The organism is Sphingorhabdus sp. (genome assembly GCF_050921905.1).
In the GTDB taxonomy this organism is placed as follows: Bacteria; Pseudomonadota; Alphaproteobacteria; order Sphingomonadales; family Sphingomonadaceae; genus Sphingorhabdus_B.
In genome coordinates this window covers 2,140,515-2,161,488 of the sequence record NZ_CP050888.1, presented here as the reverse complement: position 1 = coordinate 2,161,488, position 20,974 = coordinate 2,140,515, and the positions used below count along the sequence as shown (strand labels likewise).

Here is a 20,974-nt window from a genome sequence, read left to right as displayed (position 1 = left end):
TTTCCTCCTTAATATCCGAAATTAGCAGGCTGGCAATAGGCGGCAAGAGCGGCGTCGAGTTTTCGGGCCAGCGCGAACAAACCGGCTTCGTCCCCGGCCTTGCCGAGGAGTTGGACGCCGACGGGCAGACCGTCATTGCTCCAGCCTGCGGGGATGGCGATGGCAGGCAGCTCTGCAATATTGGCAAGGCACGTAAAGTCGGCTTGATTGGCGGTGGCAGCCTTGCTGTGCGGGAAAGCGGCTTGCGGGGCAGTTGGCATCAGGATTGCGCCGCAGGTTTCGAGCGCCGCCTTCAATGCGGCCTTTGTTTCCGCAATTACTTGTACATCCTCAGCCAAGTCGGCTGCGCTACGTTTGGGGCCATAGGTCAACAATTTGGCGAGTGCGGGCGAAATTTTGACTGGTTCAGCATCCGCCAGATGCGCTGCCAAAAAGCGCGAAGCCTGAATGAAGCCGGCAAAACGGATGCGACTTGGTGGATAGGGCAGTTCAATTTCAACATTCGCGCCGAGGGCTAATTGCGCAGCGTCGAAGGCGTGCAGTACGGGAAGTTCACATTCGATGCCGCCTAACGCTTTAACGAGTGTAACCGGCCCGCCAGCAACACCTCCACCAAAATTCGAAATCACCCGAGACACCCGTTCCAGCACGTCGAGGTCTCGCGCGAGTGGTCCGATCGTATCCAGCGAGGGTTCGGTCATCTCCAGCCCGTCCTGAGACACTGCGGTGTGCGCAGGCTTGAAACCGTATACCCCGCAATAGGCCGCCGGAATGCGGATCGAACCCATTGTGTCGGTTCCCAAGGCAGCATCGCATAACCCTGCCGCAACGGCTGCGCCGCTGCCGCCCGAAGAACCACCCGGCGTGTACCCCAGTCTATGCGGATTTTGCGTCGCACCGAAAAATGGGTTGTCCGTCTTTGCGCCCAGCGCGGCTTCTTCCATATTTGTCGTGCCAATAATGACTGCGCCCGCCGCGCGCAGCTTTGCCACAACCTCCGCATCACGCTCGGCGATGCGGTTCCGAAACACTTCGCACCCGCCGGTCCACGGTAGACCGTTGACCATGATGTTGGCTTTGACTCCAATGGTCAGCCCAGCGAGCGCGCCTTCCGCAACAGTCGCCGACGTATCAAAATCGGTGAAGGCATTCAGCGGTGCGTTGGCGACTTCAAGGGCGTCCCAGTCAATCATAGGCCGCGCTCATCTATGAGCCGGATCGGCTTTTGTCGCACATCAATCTGTGTCAGGCTGGCGGTCCCTCCGGGCGCGCACAGTTCAACGCTTACGTCGACATTTAAACCTTGCCGAAGCAGCGCGGAAACTTGGCCTACGTCGGTTCCGCCCCGACTTTCAAGTAGCACAACCATATCATCGCGCTTTGTCATCGGGTCGCGTTTTACGGTGCAGACATATTCACCGGTCAAATCTGCACGGTTCTCGATCAATGCACCGATTGCGTGCGGGAACAGGTTAATACCGCGCAGCTTGACCATATTGTCGCTTCGGCCCTTAAAGCCAGCGATACGCTTGAACGCCAGTTCACCTCGTCCGTCCAGTTCATGCGTGATGTCATGTGTATTGAAGCGGATGCACGGTGCGATGTCATCCTTGAACAGGCAGGTCACCACCATGTCGCCAGTCTTTCCATGCGCAACAGGCAGCCCATCGTCGACGCCGAGCAGCTCGAGATATTGCGCATCTTCCCAGACATACAGCCCGTCGCGGTCGGGGCCTTCGCCTGCGATGCTCCCCGTATCGCCGACGCCATACCAGTCATAGGCCTTTACCCCGCCCCATGCCGCCTCGGTCGAGGCGCGGTCTTCGGTGCCAAGATGGCCGATGATCATTTTAAGATTTATCTGCTCAAGCAATCCAGCCTCGCGCGCAACATCGGCAAGCTTGCGGATATAATCGACAAAGCCGACCATCACTGTCACCCCGAAATCAGCGAGTAACTGCACCTGAGCGGCGCTGCGAGTCTCGATGCCGGTGCCAGCCGACAGAAACAGCGAATTGGTAAAATGCGTCACGGCTTCGCGGATATAATGACCGCCGTTAATCATGCCATGGCCGTAAACAGAATGAACCACGTCCGATGACTGCAATCCCATCCAGCGGTACATGCGGCCAACGAGCAGATTGGTAATCTCGCGTCCCTTTGGTCCGAACATCAAGGGTTGCGGCCGTCCCGTCGTGCCGCTGGTCGTGTGAAAGACCACAGGAGAATTTCCCCGGCCGTCGAAGTCGCCATAAGGCGGATGTGCGTTCACCGAGGCCATCAGGTCAGATTTGTCATACACAGGCAATTTGCCAATATCAGCGAGGCTGCTTATATCGCCTGGTTGTATTCCCTTTTCGCCCCAGAGACGTTGGTAAAAGGGTATTTCCCACCCGCGCTTCATCAGCGTCAAAAATCGCTCGTTTTGCAGCGCATGCAGTTCGTCGCGCGACATCGCGGCATAGCGCGCGGTGAAAGCGTCGCCGACCGGATAGTCGGCCAGCATCTGCTTGGCATCAAAGGCTTCGAAATAGGTTGGAAAACTCATCTGGGGTCCGTTGCGTAAGATAAGGGATCGTCGAAAAGGCGTGAATCGCAGTTGGGAGCAAGCGCACGGCACAGATCATATTTGGCCGCATATTGCGCGAGTGACATAGGCACATCGGGGCTGCCGAGATTGGCTTCGATCTTGCGTTCAATGGTCGAGCCGTCCTTGAGCCTCACTACCAACCGCTGGGGCGACATGGCATTTCCATCCGGATTTTCATCCAAAATGACCGTCACCTTTTCAGCCAATGAGGGGATGGCGTCATTCAAACGCGGGTCGATATGCCCGTCGCGCAGCATAAGCGGCGCAAGAAAAGCAAGGCATAGCCGGTTGTAACTCATCGGCGCGTCATGTTGATATTGGCGACCGACAAGGCGGTGAATCAGCGGCGGTGCGAACAGTTCGACGCTCAGGACTGTATCAAGCGAAACCGCGCCCTCGTTTTGCAAATCGGCGAGCACGCCCAATGCGCCATGGCTTGCCCTGCCCGATGGGTAGGGTTTGATGCTGACCTCGCTGATCCGCCAGACTTTGCCGAGGTTGGCGGTGTAGCGGCCCAAGTCGAGCGGCTCGACCAATTTGGAATAGCCGAACGGTCCCTCAAGCACATTATGTGGCCCACTCATTCCAGCCTTCACCAAGTCGACCGCCTGAACCGCACCCTGCGCCGCGCGCCCGATTTGCAGTGGCAGCGCAATCGAAGCCTCGACATGCGCCTGCATGGTGCCGCCTGCAAAGCTGTAGGCAAGGCCAAGAACGTCGGCCATTCGGTTGCGCGGCAGCCCTTCTAGCCTGGCCATGGCGAGCGCCGCACCAATTATCCCTGCCGTGGCGGGGCGGAAGAAATGCATCGGTCCCGTTGCTGACAAACCCAACCCACTGGCGATATCAACACCGACGGCAAGCGCGGTCAGCAATTCATCCGCCTTGCATCCGCCCTTTCGATTGGAAATAGCGAGCAGTGCCGCAGTCACCACTGACAGTGCGTGCACCACAGCGGGTTCGTGCACGGCATCCCATTCAAGACAGTGAATAGCAAAGCCATTGAAAAAGGCCTGATCCGTAGGCGTTCGCTGCAGCTTTTGGGCCTCCGGTGAATTTGCGCCTGCCGCCATCACCGCCAGCGTATCGGCCAGCAACCGCAGTGCATCGTCCCGGACCTGAGATAGTAAAGCGTGCGGCGCAGCGGCGAAATCGAGAATATCCGAGGTGTGGCTCATGCCAGCCATTTCCCAAGCATCCTGTGAATAGCAGCGGGGTCATCACCCTCTAGCGCCAGCTTCACCGCCTTGTTCGCCTGCTTCTCGGTTAGCCCGCCCCAAGACATCAGCGCACGCGCTTTATCGATGATCTGTGCTTCGCTCATTGGGCGCTCCGGATCGCCCAGCGTGTCGATCAATTCTACCGCCTGCCGCTGACAACGCACCCGCGCGCCGTAATGCTGCGGGTAACGCGCAGTTATGTCCTTGCATTCGCGCACGGAAACTCGCGCGCGGGTCTTTGACAGCCTCTTGATTGCCGCCGGTTCGAAATCAGCAAGCGTCGGCACGCCGCTGGTCGCCACAATAGCCAAGGTATGTTGCAACGAAAACTTGGCCTGCTGCGGCGTTTTCGGATTGGGATTGTCGCAAAAGGCAATCGCATCTGCATAAGTCTCAACGACAATCTCGCCTTCGAGATTACCGAGCAATTCATGTAACTCCAGCGCGGCGTCGATGGCGGGATGCGCATGGCGGCAAGCGCCCCAAGGTTTGAAACTGACTTCATGAATGCGCCAGCGTTTCGGGAATTCCATAGGTTTAGGATTTTTGCAGGTGGCAGCGTAAAGTCCCTGTGAACCTTCGAGAATAAAGCGTGGTCCGGTAATGCCATATTCGGCATATTCAACCGCAGAACGCGCGGTTCCCCAAGCGTGCGCGACATGCCATTGCTTTGTGGTCACATCTTCATGCCGCATCTGCCACAAGCCGCCAGCGACCGATCCTGCGAGACCAAGCGATGCCACTGTCTCCTTCTGCGATTGGCCAAAGCCGCTCGCAAAGGTTGCAGCAGCGCCAAAGACGCCCGCTGTGGCGGTTGGATGGTAATGCGCGTAATGATGTGCGTCCAGCGTTGCGCCAACGGCGATCATCGCCTCATAACCAACAACCGCGGCGTTGAGCACCGCGTCCATATCTCCAATGTCTTCGCCCAATGCGCTTGGCCAAACCACGGGGCCGGGATGCAACACCGCGGAACGATGTACATCATCCATCTCGAGCACATTGCCCAGAAACATCGCCTGGATCAGGCGAGAACTCTGCATTGGATTGAGCGTCACGGCAATGTTGCTGTCCCGCGCGCCTGCCACACATCCCAGCCAATCCAGCAAATGCAGCCGCGCCCTGTCCCTTGTCGCGTCGTCCACCTTGCGCATCAAATGCTTGGCGAGTTGTTCGGTTAGGCTTAAAGGCTTGCTCACGCCGCACCTGTCGCGGAATGGGGAGAGAATATTTGGCCGCCAAACCGCGTTACAAGGAACTGGCCGACGAACTGCGAGAGGAAATCCTCAGCGGAACATACAAGGCCGATGCCTTTCCGACCGAGAGCGACCTGTGCAAACGCTATGCCGTGTCGCGATTTACCGTGCGCGAGGCGCTGCGTTCGTTGCAAACCGAGGGCCTGATTTCGCGCAAACGCGGTTCGGGAACGAGCATTCAGCCAGCCGCCGCGCGCGGCGGCGCGCTGCATCAGCCATTGTCCAACGTTGCCGAAATTCTTCAATATGCCCGCAATACCCGCGCGGTGTTCGATCCCTTGGGAGAAGGCCCGTTGCCGCGCAATATCGCCGAGCAGCTTGGCCTTGTCGCAGGTGGAAGATGGAGCCGGTTTCAGGGCCTGCGTACGCGCGCTGATTCGACCGAACCGCTTGCGCACACGGTCGCTTATGTTCACGAAAGCCTGCGCGATATTGCGACAAAAATCAGCCCCGGCGAAGATACTATTTTCAAGCAGATCGAACGGCTTGCGAAGATCAATTTTGTCAAGGTAACGCAGGATATTCAGGCGATCGCAGCCAGCGCAGACGTTGCCAAGGCGCTTGGCATCCCCAAACGCGCGCCGACGTTGCGCATCCTGCGATGCTATCATGACGCCGCCGACCGCATTCTCGAAATCTCGGCAAGCCACCATCCCGGTGACCGGTTTGCCTATTCGATGCACATCGATATCGAAGGATAGGCTTTCAGCCATCGGCGTTAAGTTCCGGCGCATGGGTGGGTGACCAGTTCTCGCCCGCAAAGCGGATAGCAGGCGCGATCTGGTGTCCGCCATCATGCTCGATGAACAATTCACGTGCGGCGATGTGCGGTTGGTCAAACGCTTCGCGGAAATCGAGAATCGGGGAAAAAGCGACATCTTTGTCAGCAAACCAATTCACCCAGTCATCGCGTGTTTTGGTTAGGAACGTCGCGCTGAGAAATCGGATGAGTTCGCCCTGCTCACCGGCGGGCAGTTCGGCAATCGCGATCAGGTCGGGCCGTGCTAGCGCCGTCATCAGATTAGCGACGAATTTCATTTCGCGCCCGCCAAGCACGATATGCTTACCGTCAGCGGTTCGATAAACCTGATAAAAAGCCGCGCCACCAAGCGAGCGCTGTTCGCTTGAGCGGGGCGCTCCGCCACCTGATAAGGCCGCGCCAGCAATATGCGCGCACCACGGGAGTAAGCTGTCGAACATCGCGCAATCCACATAGTCGCCTTTACCAGTCCGTTCCCGCCCTATCAGCGCCATCAGCACGGCGGATAATCCGGTAAGACCAGCTGCCATATCAGCGGACGGAGTGCCTGGCACAACTGGCGTGCCATCGGTGCCATCATTGACCGAAAGGAACCCTGCCATCGCCTGCACCGCCATGTCATGCGCAGGATGATGTGATAGATCGCCGGTCTGGCCGAAGGCGGAAATCGAACAATAGACGATACGCGGATTGCGCGCCGAAACTGTGGCATAGTCAAAACCGAGACGGTGCATAACGCCCGGCCGAAAACCTTCAACGAACACATCGGCCTGTTCGATTAACTCCCACAGTCGTGCTTTGCCATCGTCGCTTTTTAGGTCCAGCACCATGCTTTTTTTACCGCGATTGAGGTTGCGGAACCACACCGATTGGCCAGCTTCAAACGGGGCTTGCTCCCGCGCAGGATCGCCGGTCGCGGTCTCAATCTTGATAACCTCCGCACCCTGATCCGCCATCATCATCGTCAGCATCGGGCCGGGAAGGAAGACTGAGAGGTCAATTACCTTAATGCCTGAAAGCTTGCCCACCGTTCAAATTACGCCATTGGCCCGCATCTTGGCGATGGCACCAGCATCATATCCAATTTCGTCCAAAATCGAGTCGCTATCCTGGCCGAGCAACGGTCCTGCCTTGTTCGGCAACCTTTGGCCATTTAGCTTGATGGGGCTGGAAAGAACGTGCATTTCGGGCATGTCTGGGTGCGCCACGATATCGCGCATGGCAATTGTTTCAAGCCAAGGATTATCGAGGGCCTGATCCAGCGCATAGACTGGCGCAATCGGCATATGTCCCTCAAGCAACGCCTGCCAATGGCGAACGGGCTGTTTCGAAAATATCGCGTTCAATTCATCAGATAATGCAGCGCGGTTTTCCAGTCTGGATTGCGACGTGGTAAAGCGAACATCCTCGCCAAGTTCAAGATGGCCAATGCGATCGACAAGGATCGACCAGAATTTCGGCAGTTGCGCCATTATGAACATCCAGCCATCAGCAGCACGAAACATCTGGCTCGGCGTTGCCGAAGGATGCGCGCTATGGGGAGCACGCGTGGTCACATCACCATTGTTCATGTACCAGATGGCCGGATAGCTGAGTTGATGCAGTGCAGCCGATAGCAGGTCGACATCGACATCGCAGCCTTCGCCGGTACGTTGTGCGTCGAGCAAAGCAGCCAGGAGACCAACGGCCATTTGCGTGCCAGTCATGAAATCCACCATCGACAGACCAAAACGGGCGGGCGGGCCGTCCGGTTCGCCGGTAAGCCAGCAAAACCCAGCTTCGGCCTGCATCAGATAATCATATCCGGGCCACTTTGAACGGACGTTATCGCGACCATAGGCCGAAATATGCGCACAGATGATCGCGGGGTTTACAGCCTTAAGAGCATCATAAGTAAGCCCTACTTTAGCAGGAACATCGCCGCGCAGATTGTTGGCAACGACATGCGCATCCGCGACCAGCCGGTGCAAAACCTCCTGCCCCTCATCGGTGCCGAGATCGAGCGTCAAGGAACGCTTGTTAAGATTGAAGCTCTGGAAATACAAACTCTCGCCTTCGCGCAGCCAGTGCGGGCCGACATGGCGCGCGGTGTCACCACCTTTTGGCGGCTCGATTTTGATAACGTCAGCGCCCAGCTGAGCCAGGAACATGGTGCCATACGGTCCTGCACCATATTGCTCCGCGCTAATTACGCGGAATCCTTTGAGTGGAAGGCGCTGGCTCACGCAGGATTGGCCTTGATCCATTGCTTCGAAATGATGATGCGCTGCATCTCGTTGGTGCCCTCGCCAATGCACATCAGCATAGAATCGCGGTACAGGCGCTCGATGTCATATTCTTTGGAGTAACTGTATCCGCCAAAAACGCGCATGGCGTCCTGACTGTTGGCCACGGCCGCCTCGGAAGCATAAAACTTCGCCATGCCTGCCTCCATGTCGCAGCGATCGCCACGATCATAGGCTTCGGCAGCATCGAAGGTGAGCAGGCGCGCTGCGCGGGCACGCGTAACCATTTCACCAATTTTCAGCTGAATCGCCTGATGCTCGCTGATCGGCTTGCCCATTGTTTCGCGAAGCTGCGCATATTCGGTCGCGAGCCGCAGCGCGCCTTCGGCCAGACCAACCCCGCGCGCGGCGACATTGATGCGCCCGAGTTCAAGCCCGCCTGTGGCCTGAAAAAAGCCCTGCCCCTCGATACCGCCGATCAGATTGTCCGCAGGAATGCGGTAATTTTCAAAGATCAGCTCGGCGCTATCGATACAATTATAGCCAAGTTTTTTGAACTTCTTGCCGGTGGTAAAACCCTCTTGCTTCGGCGCGATAAACAGACTCATTCCCTTGTAACGCGGGTCTGCTTTAGGATCGGTTTTTACCAGAAGCGCAAAACAGCCACCCTTGATGCCGTTTGAAATCCAGGTTTTCGTTCCATTGATAACATAATCGTCGCCCTCGCGTTCGGCTACCATGCGGATCGCCTGTAGGTCGGTTCCTGCATTAGGTTCGGTCAAGGCCAGCCCACCGCGGATTTCACCGCTGGCAAATTTAGGCAACCATTTCGCTTTTTGCGCTGGCGTACCGAAGCGTTCCACTGCGCACGCCATGATTAGGTGCGAGTTGAAAATACCGGTAATCGCCATCCAGTAAGATGAGATCAACGCGACGATCTTGGCGTAGGTTACCGCCGATAACCCCAATCCGCCATATTCCTGACCGATGGTCGCACCAAACAAGCCCATCTCGACCATCTGGTCGACGATTTCTTCTGGCCAGACATCGTCATGGTCATATTTTTGAACGACAGGGCGCACTTCCTTGTCGACCCATTTCTGGATGGCGTCGAGCAGAGCTGCTTCCTCATCGGCGTCCATCTGGGGACGAAAAGTGCTGGGCGCTGTGGCCATTTATATTCTCCTCAATCGTCGGCTGGGCCGCAGCCGCGCTTCCAGACAAGCACCGTGCGCTTGTAATGACTTACCACCACGCCGTCCTGATTCTTGCCTACCGTCTTGAACGACACGATGCCCTGGTCGGGTCGGCTTGTACTCTCGCGTTTTTCCAGCACTTCACTCTCGGCATAGAGCGTGTCACCAACGAACAGCGGGTGAGTCATCCGCACTTCGTCCCAGCCAAGATTGGCAATTGCCTTGCCGCTCGTGTCGGAAACGCTCATCCCCGTCATCAATGCGATCGTCAGCGGACTGACCACCAATGGCTTCCCGAATTCGGTTTTCTTGGAAAATTCATAATCAAAATGCGCTGGGTGAGTGTTCATCGTGAGCAGGGTGAACCACACATTGTCCGCGTCGGTAATCGTCCGCCCAGGTCGATGCTCGTAGATATGGCCCACCTCGAAATCCTCGAAGTAGCGCCCCTGCACCTCGCGGAACCGCCCGGGGGCGATTTCGATGACGCTGTCACGCATGATGTGTTTCTCCCAAAGACAGTAACTGTCGGTAGCGGAGAATGAGCGGTGCTTCGAGCATTTTACCTCGAAACCGGATAGCAGCCCCTCCGCCCGAGTCAAATGCGGCGATGGCGTCGCGTGCCTCGGCCAACTCGGCAGCGCTTGGACGCATCGAGGAATATATAGTTTCTATCTGGCGCGGATGAATTGCCGCCTTGGCATGAAAGCCCAACATTTTGGCTCTCGCACATTCTTCCGCAAGCCCTGCGTCATTTTCGATATCGATATAAGGTACATCAATTGCGCGGATTTTTGCAGACGCTGACGCCATGACAATTTCGCTGCGTGCATGGAGCAGCGGTTCCCAGGCCAATTCGACGCCAAGCTCGCCGGCAAAGTCGCCTCCCCCGAACATCAACGCGGCAACGCCAGGCGATTGCGCAATACTGTCTGCGGCGCGAAGTCCGCGAACAGATTCGACCAGCGGTATGATTCCCGTTTCATCCCCAATGACCTCGCGTATGATGTCGATTTCGGTCGCACACTCAACCATCGGAACAAACAGAAAGGCGGGCTTTGCGGAACGTGCGACTGCAAGCACGTCCGAAAGCCCCGCTGCGGTCCGCATACCGTTGATCCGCAATGCTATGCGACCCTCTTCATGCGCGGCGATGGCCTGCAAGGCGGTATCGCGGGCCTGTTCCTTTTCATCGTCCGGCACTGAATCTTCAAGGTCGATGCACACCAGATCGGCGCGGCTTGCCAGTGCCTTGGCGTAGCGCTCCGGCCGGTTACCTGGCACGAAAAGGAAATTGGTAAAAGCGTGCATGGCCGCCTGATATGCTCCCGCAGAATGTTTGGCTACACAATTTGTCCGGACAACTTTTTAGTCAAGCAAAAAATGTTAGTTGGGCTTCACTACACCCAGCCAGGCTGTCACCAGAAGCAACAGATACACGCACCACACCCAAATACGCGTACGGTTCATAACCCGTAGTAATGGCAGTTCAGTTTCGTCGGTTGAACCCTCGGCAATGAGCCTCCCGAGCAAGCCGCCTACCGGCTTGAAACTGACGTCGATCATAATCGCTGCAACGAAGATCAGACCGAACAACAGCGATTTCCAAGCCAGCCAGCCCACCGCAATTGGATGGCCAGTTAGCACCGACTCCAGCCCGAGCCACAAATAAGCTGCCGCCAGCGCATACCGCAAATATCCCTCCCATCTGCGCCGCTGCGCTGCGCGCGGCGTCATATCGTGGACATGGGCATCGAACACCAGCCAAAGCCAGAATGCCGCAATCGCCCAACCAGCGATGACAATTGCCAACGACAAATCCCACCAAGCGCCCATATAGGATACCGTCAGCGACAAAGGCACCATGAGCGCCCAAGCCGCCCGTGGTGTCAGGTCGACGATCACCAGCAGCTTCAGCAGCGCTATCCGTTGGTCGAGGGTGTAGAGGCTACGCTTACGGAAGTGCTGGCCCAAAAGGAATACACCGACATCCGCGCCAAGCCACAGCACGAACAGCAGCAGATGCACATAGACGAGAGTGGGATAAATCAGGTCTGCAAGCTGCATTGTAATATGTCTCCATCAAAGCCGCTTGACAGCGCTGCAATAAAAATGAAAGTTGTCCGGACAAATCATAAAAGTGGAATGAGAGCAAGAATAATCGCTGAAGGGCAAAACGAGCCGCAGCGATGACAATTTGGGAGAATTGTGATGATTCGGAAATTGCTTTTGGCGACCAGCGTTATGTCGAGTTTTGTCATCATGCCTGCGGCCGCGGCGCAGGACGGTGAGGCGACTGCCGAGCAAGGCGGCATTGCTGAAATTGTCGTCACCGCTCAGCGGCGGGATGAAAATGTGCAGGATGTTCCCATTGCGATATCGGCCTTCTCCGCCGAACAAATGGCAGCGCAGGGCATAACGAACACTTTGCAAATCGGGCAGTACGTTCCGAACTTGATCGCGCAAAATAATACCGGTATCGGTTCTGCAAATGCGTATTTTCTGCGCGGGTTGGGCTCGACTGAAACCATTGCGACCTTTGACCCGCCGGTCGGCACCTATGTCGACGACATTTACCTTTCGCGGCAAAATGCGAATAACCTCTCGCTTTTCGATGTGGAAAGAGTAGAGGTTCTTAGAGGACCGCAGGGCACGCTATTTGGGCGCAACACCACTGGTGGTGCAATCAGCGTGATCATGGCCAAGCCCGGCAATACAATCAGCGGCTTTGGCGAGATCGGCTATGGCCGCTTCGGCAAAACCATCGCGCGCGGCTCGACCGACCTGCCGCTCTCCGACAGCTTTGCAATCAAGCTAAGTGGTTATTGGCAGAATGATCGCGGCTATGCGAAAAACGTCACCACCGGCGAGCGACTAAATGACGACGACGGTTGGGGTGTCCGCTTAGGTGTGCGAGGCGAGCTTGCGCCTTGGGCACGCTGGAATGCAGGATATATGCACATTGTCTCCAAAGGCGACAATATCCTTAATTTCGAATGCAACCCGGCCAATCCTGCGGACTGCAAAGGCCGATTCATCAGCACCGGTCTTAGTGAAAATGGCGGCCCCCCCTCGCCGTATGCGCCTGTCGTCGTCACCGGTAGGAAAGCGAATTATGGACTGGGGCAGGAGGCAGTCAGCGACATAATCACCTCCAATTTGCAGTTCGATATCGGCGAGAATACGACGCTTAGCCTGATTACCGGTTATGTCAGCCTGACTCAGCAATTCGCTTACGACTTTTTTGACGGCCGGGGCGGTCCAAGCATATCCGCGCCATTTCCTGCGGTACGCGGCTATGCACGCGGCGGTTTCACCATCGTCAACGATGGAAAACACAGCCAATTCACTCAGGAAATCAAGTTGAACGGCACGCTTGGCAATGGCCTCATCGATTATGTCGGTGGACTCTATTATATCGACGAGCGCAACAAGACCGATTTGGCTGATCTCTTTACGTTGTCACCCACCACAACGTTGCTGCTCGGTGATCGCATTTTGCGCAACACCACTAGCGCTTATGCAGGATATCTGCAGGCCGACCTCAATCTGTCGGAGCAGTTCAAGCTGACCGCCGGGTTCCGCTATACCGATGAAAAGAAGGTACTGCGCTTTAACGACAATCGTGCGTCATGTAATGATAGCACGCTTGAGCTGACATGTATCGACAATGCCAACCTGTTTGTCCCCGCCAATGGCACAACAGTTTTGACCGCAAAGCCGATTCCGACGCAGCAGCGGGTGAAAGTCTGGACACCGCGCTTTGCCGCGAACTTCAAGCCCAATGACGACCTACTTTTCTTCGCCAGCGCAACGCGTGGCTTCAAATCAGGTGGCTGGAACGCCCGCGCAACAACCCCTTCGCAAGCAGTACCGTTCGGTCCCGAAAAAGTGTGGAGTTATGAAGCCGGCATCAAGTCGGACCTGTTTGACCGCCGTGTGCGCGCCAACCTCACTGTGTTCCAGCTTGATGTATCGGACCTGCAGATCCTTGCCGGATTGCTCAACCCCACAACTGGCGCGCTAACATTCATCACCCGTAATTTTGCCGATTACCGCAATCGCGGGGTCGAGGCGGAGATTCAGTTCGTGCCAGTCGACGGCCTGAATTTTTACACCAATTTCGGCTATCAAAACGACAAATATCTGTTGCCAGGCAATGCGCCGGCGACGGATGTTTACGGCATTCAGTCAGTCGCTGCCCAGCTTGCTTCGTGCCGCGGTGCGTTAGCCGCGGGCAAGATTCCCGGCGGTCCGAACACGCCTGCGACGCAACCCTCGATCACCGCCTGCGCCGCAGGCATCGTTACAGCAGAGGGAACAATCGCGACGCCGGTGCGGACCCCCAAATGGTCAATCTCAATGGGCGCGAGTTATGAAGCCCAAATGGGTGCCGGATTTACGCTTGTTCCCTCGGTCAATGGTTCGTTTCATTCGCGGCAGGAGGTCGCGATTGCGAATCTCAGCATCTACAATGCGCCGGTTTCCGGAGTAAACCAGCCTGTCACTGGCCCGTTCCCTGCCAACCCTTTCCGCAATGGCGCTTTTGTTGCTGGATCACAAAGTGAACCGGTTTGGTTGTTCAATGCCGGGCTAGCGCTGAATGCGCCAGACAAGGCATGGACATTGTCGGTTGATTGCACAAATTGTCTCAACGAGAGCTATGTGCAAACGGCCCTGTCCAATTATTCCTATCTGAACCGCCCTATGGAATGGACGGTTCGTGCGAAATATCGTTTCTAAGCGCGTTTAAGGAGGGCAATTACTGCCATGAAGAAGACCATGCTTTTTACCGCCATATTGGCAATGGCAGCAAGTGCTGCGTCCGCCCAATCAAAGGGCGGAAGAATGCTGAATCCCGATAAACCTGAAGACGCGCTTGAAATCGCCAAGCGCGTCCAATGCGGGGAAGCTGACGGGAAGCCTGCGGTCTATCATTGGGCGGGAAAAGTCTATTCGCGCGTTCAGGGCGAACCTGACCGGCATTTGTTCAATGGCGAGGGCATGAATATTCGCCAGTGTGTCAGTGTCGACGACCCGAAGCGCGGCAAAGGCTGGCGCTTGGTTAGCCGTGAAATCATGCTTTACCTCGATCCCAAGACGAACGAAATCGTTCGCCAGTGGGAAAATCCATGGACGAAGGAAGTTGTCGAGGTGTTCCACATTGCCAACGATCCCGTAAATCAGCGTCCTCAGTTCCCGATCGGCACCGACGGCAAACCTTATAAAGCAAGCTTCCGCCGCGAAGGGCGCTGGATTTTCCAGCCGTTCGAAGCGCCGTTGTTTTACCAGAACGTGTTGCAAGGCGACTATCAGGATTATGTCGGCGGCAAATATCACGCGATGGAGATTTTTGACTTCGCTTATGAAGCCGATGAAATGCTCAACACCAAGAACGCGACGGCTTACCCCATTGTGTCATGGGTCCGCATTTCTGATTGGATGCCGTGGATGAAGATGCGTGGACGCCAGGGGCAGATGGTTTTTAACGCCATGGGTAATAAGCTGAAAGGCTATGACGAACTGCCAAAGGTGCTGAAAGACGAAATCGCGCTGAACTATCCCGCTTACACTGCGGCACCGCCGGGCGATGATATGCGTCCTAACGCAACCACCTGGACTGAATTCAAAAAGCATGTCGACAGCCAGCGCGCCGCAGAGCGGAAGAAATAGTGCGCTTGCGTGATCCGGCTGGCGAAGGCAGACTATTGTTATGACTGAAATTGCAAGCACGCAGCCTGCCTCCGCCACGCCTGCCCGGTCTGGCGAATTCACCCTCGGCTGGAAGGTGCTTCTGGCCGGGTTTCTTGGCACGATGTGTGGTGCATCGCCTTTACCGTTCAATGTGCTCGGGTTCTTGTTCAAACCGCTCGAGGCCGAATTTGGCTGGAATGTGCAGCAGGTCAGTATCGGGATCACGATATTCGGCATTACCGCTTCGCTGCTTGCGCCCGTATTCGGTTGGCTGGCGGATCGTCATGGTGTGCGCAGGGTCGCGATCTGGTCGTTGGTCGGCTTCGTAATCACTTTTTCGTCGCTGTATTTCACGCCGCCGACCCTCGCGGGTTTCTATTTTCTGTGGTTGCTGGTGGGAATGATTGGCATCGGATCGACACCCGTGACCTGGAGCCGGGGATTAAGCCTTTGGTTTGTCAAACAGCGCGGGCTGGCCTTGGGCATCATGCTCGTGGGTACGAGCGCGGCCGCCTTCATCGTGCCACAGCTTGCGGTGTGGAGCAGCGACAATTTCGGGTGGCGGGCGATATTTCCAATTGTCGCGCTCTTACCCTTGCTGATCGCACTCCCCGCAACTTTGGCATTTTTTCGCGAACCGCTTGCGGAAGAACGACCCGCCACCCTTTCGACCGCAACAGGCGAGCTGGCCGGAATGACCTTCAAACAGGCCGTTCGAACCCGCCAGTTTTGGATATTATGGTTTTCCATTTTTCTCATCGCCAGCGCATATGGTGGCGCCCACATTCACATGCCGGCGATCGTTGGCGATCACGGTATCGACCGGTCTGCCGCAGCGGGTATCATGGGGATCGTAGGCATCGGCCTACTTTGCGGTCGTATCGGTGTCGGCTTCCTCCTCGACCGGATGTGGGGTCCGGCTGTTGCGTTCCCCGTGCTGTGTCTGCCCGCCATCGCCTGCTATTTTCTGCTTGGCACAAGCAGCGAAATGATGATGATTTCGTTCGCGGCCTTTTTCCTGGGCTTTGCTGCAGGTGCGGAGAGCGACCTCATCGCCTTTCTCGCTGCGCGCTATTTCGGGATGGCGCATTTCGGTCGGATTTACGGCATGTTGTATATGCCGTTTGGCCTGATGTCCGCGATCTCCCCTGTTATCTATGGCACCGTTCGTGTGAAGACCGGAAGCTATGATGGAATGTTGATGGCGGCAGCTGCGATGTTCGTGATTGGCGGTGCTTTATTGTTGCTACTCGGGCGTTATCCCGATCAGCAAAAGGCCGAGTAAATTGGCAAGCCAGCCGCATCTTCCCATCGACCCCATGTTGGCAATTGCTGCGGCGGTATCTGCCGAAGCGATTATTATCGACCCAAGGGAATGCGCTCTTTACGCGCAAGACGTGTTTACCAAGGGGCCCGCGCCGATTGCGGTATTCCGCCCCGGAAGCTCTGCTGAACTGGCCGTTGGCGTTGCCGCAGCAACAGCGCAGGGTATCGCTATCATCCCCAGAGGTGGCGGAATGAGCTACACCAGCGGCTATATCGCGCCGGAGGCTGGGGCGCTGATCGTCGATATGGGGCGAATGCAGCGCATAATCGAGATCAACCAGGTCGATATGACCGTGACCGTCGAGGCCGGCTGCACATGGCATGCGTTGTACGAAGCGCTGCATCTTATGGGATTGCGCACGCCGCTTTGGGGAACGCTTTCCGGCCTTTACGCCAGCGTCGGCGGCGGAATGAGTCAGAACGGGCTGTTCTGGGGCGCTCGCGACGGCACCATAGCCTCAAATATTATCTGTGCAGAAATCGTCCTCGCCGATGGCAGCATGATTAGGACCGGTAGCGACTTCATCCGGCCCTTTGGTCCTGATCTTACCGGCCTGTTTGGCGCGGACGCAGGGGCGTTCGGAATCAAGGCAACCATCACCCTGCCGCTCATCCACGATGGCCCGGCTTTCGCTTTTGGCTCCTTCGCCTTTGACGAACCTGCGCAATATTGCGCGGCGATGAGCGAAATCGGACGCCGTCGGCTCGCCAGCGAAGCCTTTGGCTTCGATCCATTTTTGCAGGCCCAGCGGATGAAGCGGGACAGCCTGTCCAGCGACGCCAAATCCCTAATCAATATGGCGAAGTTACAGGGCGGATTCTGGAAAGGACTGAAGGAAGGTGCCAAGGTCGTCGCCGCTGGCCGATCTTTCCTTAATGATGTCAATTTTTCCATCCATCTGATTTGCGAGGGGCGTCATCAGTCTGCGGTCGATGCCGACATGGCAGATGTTGAAGCAATCGTTACCGCAAATGGTGGGCGCATCGTCGAGAATACCATCCCCAAAATCCTGCGCGCCAACCCCTTCCCGCCGCCAAACTCTATGGCCGGTCCGGATGGCGAGCGATGGGCGCCGATCCATGGGATCGTGCGGCACTCCAAAGCGCTTGAAACGATTGACGCCCTAACCACATTGTTCGAGGCGAATAACGCGGACATGGACCGGCTTGGCGTCGGCTGCGGCTATATGTTTCTGCTGGTTGGTGCGACCGGCTTTCTCATCGAGCCCTGCTTCTATTGGCCCGATGAGCAATGGGAAATTCACGAACACTTCATTGAACCGGCACATTTCGCCAAGCTGAGAGGATTTCCCGCCAATCCGGAGGCGCGGGCGCTGGTTGAAAAACTCCGCAACGAAGTCATCGATGTTTTTGACCGGATGAATGGCATCCATTTCCAGATTGGCCGCACCTACCCGCTCGCATCACGCATCAATCCGCTTGCATGGCGGATAATGGAAGCAGTGAAAGCAGAAGTCGATCCAAAAGACTTGATGAATCCCGGCGCGTTGGGACTATAGGAGCATGAAGGATGCTGCTCGATCGAAGACAAGCACTTGCTGCGGCCATAGCGACCGCATTGCCATTCGGGCTGGAGGTAAAAAGCGTGGCTGACGTGACAAACTATGCTGCCGTCGCCATGCAACTGGCTGCGCGTTCGGTCGAACGCGCCAAATCGCCCGAAGAAGCGCGTATGCAAATAATCGCGCATATCGGCGAACTGGAAGCGCAGATACGGGCGGCAAGCGTCTTCATTACCCAATATGGCGGCGCGCCAGTCAAGTTGGCCGTGCTGCCTGAATATCTGTTTACCAGCTACCCAGGCCGGATTTCGATTCCCGATTTCGCCAAGCTTGCTGCCTTCGCACCAGATGGTGCCGAGTATCAGGCAATGGGGGAATTGGCGCAGAAGCTGGGGATGTTCATCGCTGGCAATGCCTATGAAACGGACACGAACTTTCCCGACCTCTATTTTCAGGCCAGCTTTATCGTTGCGCCAAATGGCAATGTGGTCCTGCGCTATCGCCGCCTGAATTCGATGTTTGCACCGACGCCCCATGATGTCTGGTCGAAATATCTTGATATCTACGGTCTCGAAGGTGTTTTCCCGGTCGCAAGAACTGAGATCGGCAATCTTGCGGCCATAGCTTCGGAGGAAATTCTCTACCCTGAAATCGCCCGCGCACATGCGTTGCGCGGTGCGGAGATATTTGTGCATTCATCGTCCGAAATCGGCTCGCCAAATGCCACACCAAAAATGATCGCAAAACGCGCCAGAGCTCTCGAGAATTTGACCTATGTTATATCGGCGAACACGGCAGGCATATTAAACACAACCCTGCCGGTCGCGTCGGCCGACGGCAATTCGATGATTGTCGACTGGAAGGGTAATGTGATTGCGGAATCGAACAGTGGGGAGACCTTTACTGCTTTCGCAGACATCGATCTGGCAGCGCTGCGGGCGGCGCGGCGCAAACCGGGCATGACCAACATGCTGTCGCGCCAGCGCAACGCGCTATTTGCGGCCGCGTACGCCGCCGATACGCATCAGCATGCCAACAGCCTGATTAAAGGCGGTGTCGTCAAAACACCGGATCGCGACCATTTCAAACGCGTGAGTGAACAGACGATCGAACGCCTCGTCAAAGATGGTCTGATATGAGAGAAATGTCATGAGCAAGATGGACGTACCCCCGCCTTATACTGCGGTCACACAGCATGCGATGTTCCCCAAACCCAGCCATGACGAGGCGGCGCGGTTCAATTTCCTTGCAGGGTTCAACCGGTATCTGTCCGGCGAAGTCGGCGCAGGAAACAGGCTCGCTTATGAACGACGCGTGCTGCCAGCGTTCAAGAGCGAGCATGGACGTGAACCCGACGACCGGCATGAGGTGCGTCATGCTATGAACAAGGATTCGTGGCACCGATTCTGGTCGGCACTGAAACGCAATTCTATGGAGATGCGCCAACAAAACGGGCGTGCGATGGTGCTGCGCCAACTCGACGAACTCGACGCGATGGCGCGGCAGTATAATGAAGGCCGCGAAACCCTAAAACTCGACGCCAGCGTCGAAGTCCCGCGCTATCAGGCAGCGGTCGACATCCATTGCATGCCCGGAAGCTATCACGGTGAAGAACGTCCCGGCGATGTTTCGGCCGGTGCCAATTATGATTGCGGGATATTTGCCACGACCGGCGGTGCATTGGGCGCACTAAATGATGGCGGCGGTCAGGCAGTCGCGGGCTGGATCAAGAAGGAACGCCCTGACTGGCGGCCCAAACGCATCCTCGATATCGGCGCTACAGTGGGACACAATGCAGTACCAATCGCCCAGGCATTTCCCGACGCGGAAGTCATCGCCATCGATACCGCAGCCCCGTCGCTGCGTTACGGCCACGCTCGTGCGCAAGCGCTTGGCGTGAAGAATATCATCTTCAAACAGATGAATGCCGAGGAAATGGAGGAATTTGCCGACGAAAGTTTCGACTGGGTGCAGACGACGATGTTCCTGCACGAGCTGTCGAACAAGGCGTTGCCGAACATCATCGGCGAGGGGGCGCGCGTGTTGAAGCCCGGCGGGCTGATGTTTCATATCGAACAACCGCAATATTCTTCAGAGATGCCTCTGTTCGAACAGTTTATGCGCGACTGGGACGCGTTCAATAACAATGAGCCATTCTGGTCTGCGATGCACGCGCTCGATCTGAAACAAATTATGGAGGACAAGGGGCTTCCCAAAAGCGGCCAGTTTGTCGTCGGCGTGAAAGCGGTAGTCGACGAAAGCATCTTCCCACCATCACCCGAAGGCGCAACCGAGGATTACGGACGCGCTGCCATCTGGAATGCCTATGGCGCTTGGAAACCCGAGGCGGCAATATGACGGAAGATCTCGACTGGATTTCGCGGTCCGGGATGAAAGCCAAAGGCAAGCGTCCGCAATTTCTCGATCCTGAAGATGACCGGATATTGTCCATTCTAATGGCGCTGGCCGGGGAAGTCTCGGTGATGCGGGAGCGTTTGGACACGATCGAACGCCTGCTTGACGCCCAAGGGACAATCAGCCGCTCCGATATTGAAACCTATGCGCCCGACATGGAAGCCGGCCGCGAACGAAATCTGCTCATCAAAGAATATCTCGCTCGCATCATGCGCGGCGTGCAACAAGACATGCAATCGCTCGCCGAACTCGAACCGCCGATCGAAGATGTCATCAAGGAAATGGAAGCGAGCTGAATTAAAAGGGCTTTGTCGCCTCCAAAAAGCAGATTCGAGAAATCGTAATCCAGCACATATAAGCCGCAATGCGCGCCTGCGCGATTTCCTTGCCGAGCTTCGCCTGTATCGCTGCATCAGGACCTGCTGCCAGCGCTCGGAAATAGACAGTCCCTGGCGCCACGTCCACCGGACCTTGGCCCATATAGGCCATGATGGACAGAAGGACGATGCCTGCTATGAGCGGGTAGCAAAGCAACTCCTCCTTTCGGGTGATCCGAATGTCGATATCGGTTTCGCGTTTAATAAAGGCTGCCCAAGTCATGCCCAGCCAAGTCAGGAAAAAACCCACATCAGGGTGATCCCGGCCCCGTCCAGTATCGGAAGAAAACCATAGATATGGACCCAGCGCCGAAAATCAAGCTGCTGAAAATCCATGCCGTCGACACTGAAACGGAATTTGTCCGGACAACTTTGACTTGGCAAGCAAAAAA

Annotated in this window: 19 protein-coding genes; 8 read left to right on the top strand and 11 right to left on the bottom strand. The window is 56.4% G+C overall.

Annotation, left to right across the window (positions count from 1 at the left end; translation table 11 throughout):
- Window positions 1–8: 8 nt before the first annotated feature.
- The 4 genes from HEQ18_RS10525 to HEQ18_RS10510 are packed head-to-tail and all read right to left on the bottom strand — an operon-like array spanning window position 9 to window position 5,009.
- Entirely contained in the window at window positions 9–1,193 is a 1,185-nt protein-coding gene (locus tag HEQ18_RS10525; RefSeq protein WP_432814678.1) for an amidase, read from the bottom strand.
- Window positions 1,190–2,548, bottom strand: a complete 1,359-nt coding sequence (locus HEQ18_RS10520; protein WP_432814677.1) for a phenylacetate--CoA ligase family protein — start codon at window positions 2,546–2,548, stop codon at window positions 1,190–1,192. Before HEQ18_RS10520 ends, HEQ18_RS10525 begins: the two co-directional genes overlap by 4 nt.
- Complete coding sequence (locus HEQ18_RS10515) at window positions 2,545–3,768, bottom strand: MmgE/PrpD family protein (RefSeq protein WP_432814676.1); 1,224 nt, start codon at window positions 3,766–3,768, stop codon at window positions 2,545–2,547. Before HEQ18_RS10515 ends, HEQ18_RS10520 begins: the two co-directional genes overlap by 4 nt.
- Entirely contained in the window at window positions 3,765–5,009 is a 1,245-nt protein-coding gene (locus tag HEQ18_RS10510; RefSeq protein ID WP_432814675.1) for an MmgE/PrpD family protein, read from the bottom strand. Before HEQ18_RS10510 ends, HEQ18_RS10515 begins: the two co-directional genes overlap by 4 nt.
- Window positions 5,010–5,041: 32 nt before the next feature.
- On the opposite strand from HEQ18_RS10510, the gene HEQ18_RS10505 reads away from it, so the two are divergent.
- A complete protein-coding gene (locus tag HEQ18_RS10505; protein WP_432814674.1) occupies window positions 5,042–5,767 on the top strand; it encodes a GntR family transcriptional regulator in 726 nt (241 codons plus the stop codon).
- Window positions 5,768–5,771: 4 nt separating this feature from the next.
- Here HEQ18_RS10505 and HEQ18_RS10500 read toward each other — a convergent pair whose 3' ends face one another.
- The 6 genes from HEQ18_RS10500 to HEQ18_RS10475 form a co-directional block, all read right to left on the bottom strand.
- Window positions 5,772–6,854, bottom strand: a complete 1,083-nt coding sequence (locus HEQ18_RS10500; RefSeq protein WP_432814673.1) for a CaiB/BaiF CoA transferase family protein — start codon at window positions 6,852–6,854, stop codon at window positions 5,772–5,774.
- Window positions 6,855–6,857: 3 nt separating this feature from the next.
- Window positions 6,858–7,976, bottom strand: coding sequence for a CaiB/BaiF CoA transferase family protein (locus HEQ18_RS10495; protein WP_432814672.1), 1,119 nt, complete (start codon window positions 7,974–7,976; stop codon window positions 6,858–6,860).
- A gap of 71 nt (window positions 7,977–8,047) precedes the next feature.
- Complete coding sequence (locus tag HEQ18_RS10490) at window positions 8,048–9,226, bottom strand: acyl-CoA dehydrogenase family protein (protein WP_432814671.1); 1,179 nt, start codon at window positions 9,224–9,226, stop codon at window positions 8,048–8,050.
- 11 nt (window positions 9,227–9,237) lie between these two features.
- Window positions 9,238–9,747 carry a MaoC family dehydratase gene (locus HEQ18_RS10485; RefSeq protein ID WP_432814670.1) on the bottom strand — a complete coding sequence of 170 codons (510 nt, stop codon included), beginning with the start codon at window positions 9,745–9,747 and terminating at the stop codon, window positions 9,238–9,240.
- Window positions 9,740–10,558: an HpcH/HpaI aldolase/citrate lyase family protein gene (locus tag HEQ18_RS10480; protein WP_432814669.1), complete on the bottom strand. Its 819-nt coding sequence runs from the start codon at window positions 10,556–10,558 to the stop codon at window positions 9,740–9,742. The genes HEQ18_RS10485 and HEQ18_RS10480 overlap by 8 nt, the downstream gene beginning before the upstream one ends.
- 75 nt (window positions 10,559–10,633) lie before the next feature.
- Window positions 10,634–11,314: a hypothetical protein gene (locus HEQ18_RS10475; RefSeq protein ID WP_432814668.1), complete on the bottom strand. Its 681-nt coding sequence runs from the start codon at window positions 11,312–11,314 to the stop codon at window positions 10,634–10,636.
- A gap of 144 nt (window positions 11,315–11,458) precedes the next feature.
- Between HEQ18_RS10475 and HEQ18_RS10470 the strand changes: the two genes are divergently transcribed.
- The 7 genes from HEQ18_RS10470 to HEQ18_RS10440 are packed head-to-tail and all read left to right on the top strand — an operon-like array spanning window position 11,459 to window position 20,501.
- The gene (locus HEQ18_RS10470; RefSeq protein ID WP_432814667.1) at window positions 11,459–13,990 is read left to right on the top strand and encodes a TonB-dependent receptor; all 2,532 of its coding nucleotides are present in this window, start codon (window positions 11,459–11,461) and stop codon (window positions 13,988–13,990) included.
- Between the two features lie 27 nt (window positions 13,991–14,017).
- Window positions 14,018–14,920, top strand: coding sequence for a DUF1838 family protein (locus HEQ18_RS10465; RefSeq protein ID WP_432814666.1), 903 nt, complete (start codon window positions 14,018–14,020; stop codon window positions 14,918–14,920).
- A gap of 40 nt (window positions 14,921–14,960) precedes the next feature.
- Window positions 14,961–16,226, top strand: a complete 1,266-nt coding sequence (locus HEQ18_RS10460) for an MFS transporter (protein WP_432814665.1) — start codon at window positions 14,961–14,963, stop codon at window positions 16,224–16,226.
- Window position 16,227: 1 nt separating this feature from the next.
- On the top strand, window positions 16,228–17,787 hold the full coding sequence (locus tag HEQ18_RS10455; RefSeq protein WP_432814664.1) for an FAD-binding oxidoreductase: 1,560 nt from the start codon (window positions 16,228–16,230) through the stop codon (window positions 17,785–17,787).
- 11 nt (window positions 17,788–17,798) lie between these two features.
- The gene (locus HEQ18_RS10450; protein WP_432814663.1) at window positions 17,799–18,929 is read left to right on the top strand and encodes a nitrilase-related carbon-nitrogen hydrolase; all 1,131 of its coding nucleotides are present in this window, start codon (window positions 17,799–17,801) and stop codon (window positions 18,927–18,929) included.
- A gap of 10 nt (window positions 18,930–18,939) precedes the next feature.
- Window positions 18,940–20,148 (top strand): class I SAM-dependent methyltransferase, encoded by a 1,209-nt coding sequence (locus HEQ18_RS10445; RefSeq protein WP_432814662.1) that lies wholly within the window; start codon window positions 18,940–18,942, stop codon window positions 20,146–20,148.
- Entirely contained in the window at window positions 20,145–20,501 is a 357-nt protein-coding gene (locus HEQ18_RS10440) for a hypothetical protein (RefSeq protein WP_432814661.1), read from the top strand. The genes HEQ18_RS10445 and HEQ18_RS10440 overlap by 4 nt, the downstream gene beginning before the upstream one ends.
- 1 nt (window position 20,502) lies before the next feature.
- Here HEQ18_RS10440 and HEQ18_RS10435 read toward each other — a convergent pair whose 3' ends face one another.
- Complete coding sequence (locus tag HEQ18_RS10435) at window positions 20,503–20,832, bottom strand: hypothetical protein (RefSeq protein ID WP_432814660.1); 330 nt, start codon at window positions 20,830–20,832, stop codon at window positions 20,503–20,505.
- Between the last annotated feature and the right edge of the window lie 142 nt (window positions 20,833–20,974).

What these genes read in the sequence shown, in the direction of transcription:
- HEQ18_RS10525 (WP_432814678.1), bottom strand. Translation starts at nt 1,193, where the DNA reads ATGATTGACTGGGACGCCCTTGAAGTCGCCAACGCACCGCTGAATGCC.
- HEQ18_RS10520 (WP_432814677.1), bottom strand. Translation starts at nt 2,548, where the DNA reads ATGAGTTTTCCAACCTATTTCGAAGCCTTTGATGCCAAGCAGATGCTG.
- HEQ18_RS10515 (WP_432814676.1), bottom strand. Translation starts at nt 3,768, where the DNA reads ATGAGCCACACCTCGGATATTCTCGATTTCGCCGCTGCGCCGCACGCT.
- HEQ18_RS10495 (WP_432814672.1), bottom strand. Translation starts at nt 7,976, where the DNA reads ATGTTCCTGGCTCAGCTGGGCGCTGACGTTATCAAAATCGAGCCGCCA.
- HEQ18_RS10490 (WP_432814671.1), bottom strand. Translation starts at nt 9,226, where the DNA reads ATGGCCACAGCGCCCAGCACTTTTCGTCCCCAGATGGACGCCGATGAG.
- HEQ18_RS10485 (WP_432814670.1), bottom strand. Translation starts at nt 9,747, where the DNA reads ATGCGTGACAGCGTCATCGAAATCGCCCCCGGGCGGTTCCGCGAGGTG.
- HEQ18_RS10480 (WP_432814669.1), bottom strand. Translation starts at nt 10,558, where the DNA reads ATGCACGCTTTTACCAATTTCCTTTTCGTGCCAGGTAACCGGCCGGAG.
- HEQ18_RS10475 (WP_432814668.1), bottom strand. Translation starts at nt 11,314, where the DNA reads ATGCAGCTTGCAGACCTGATTTATCCCACTCTCGTCTATGTGCATCTG.
- HEQ18_RS10470 (WP_432814667.1), top strand. Translation starts at nt 11,459, where the DNA reads ATGATTCGGAAATTGCTTTTGGCGACCAGCGTTATGTCGAGTTTTGTC.
- HEQ18_RS10465 (WP_432814666.1), top strand. Translation starts at nt 14,018, where the DNA reads ATGAAGAAGACCATGCTTTTTACCGCCATATTGGCAATGGCAGCAAGT.
- HEQ18_RS10460 (WP_432814665.1), top strand. Translation starts at nt 14,961, where the DNA reads ATGACTGAAATTGCAAGCACGCAGCCTGCCTCCGCCACGCCTGCCCGG.
- HEQ18_RS10450 (WP_432814663.1), top strand. Translation starts at nt 17,799, where the DNA reads ATGCTGCTCGATCGAAGACAAGCACTTGCTGCGGCCATAGCGACCGCA.
- HEQ18_RS10445 (WP_432814662.1), top strand. Translation starts at nt 18,940, where the DNA reads ATGAGCAAGATGGACGTACCCCCGCCTTATACTGCGGTCACACAGCAT.
- HEQ18_RS10440 (WP_432814661.1), top strand. Translation starts at nt 20,145, where the DNA reads ATGACGGAAGATCTCGACTGGATTTCGCGGTCCGGGATGAAAGCCAAA.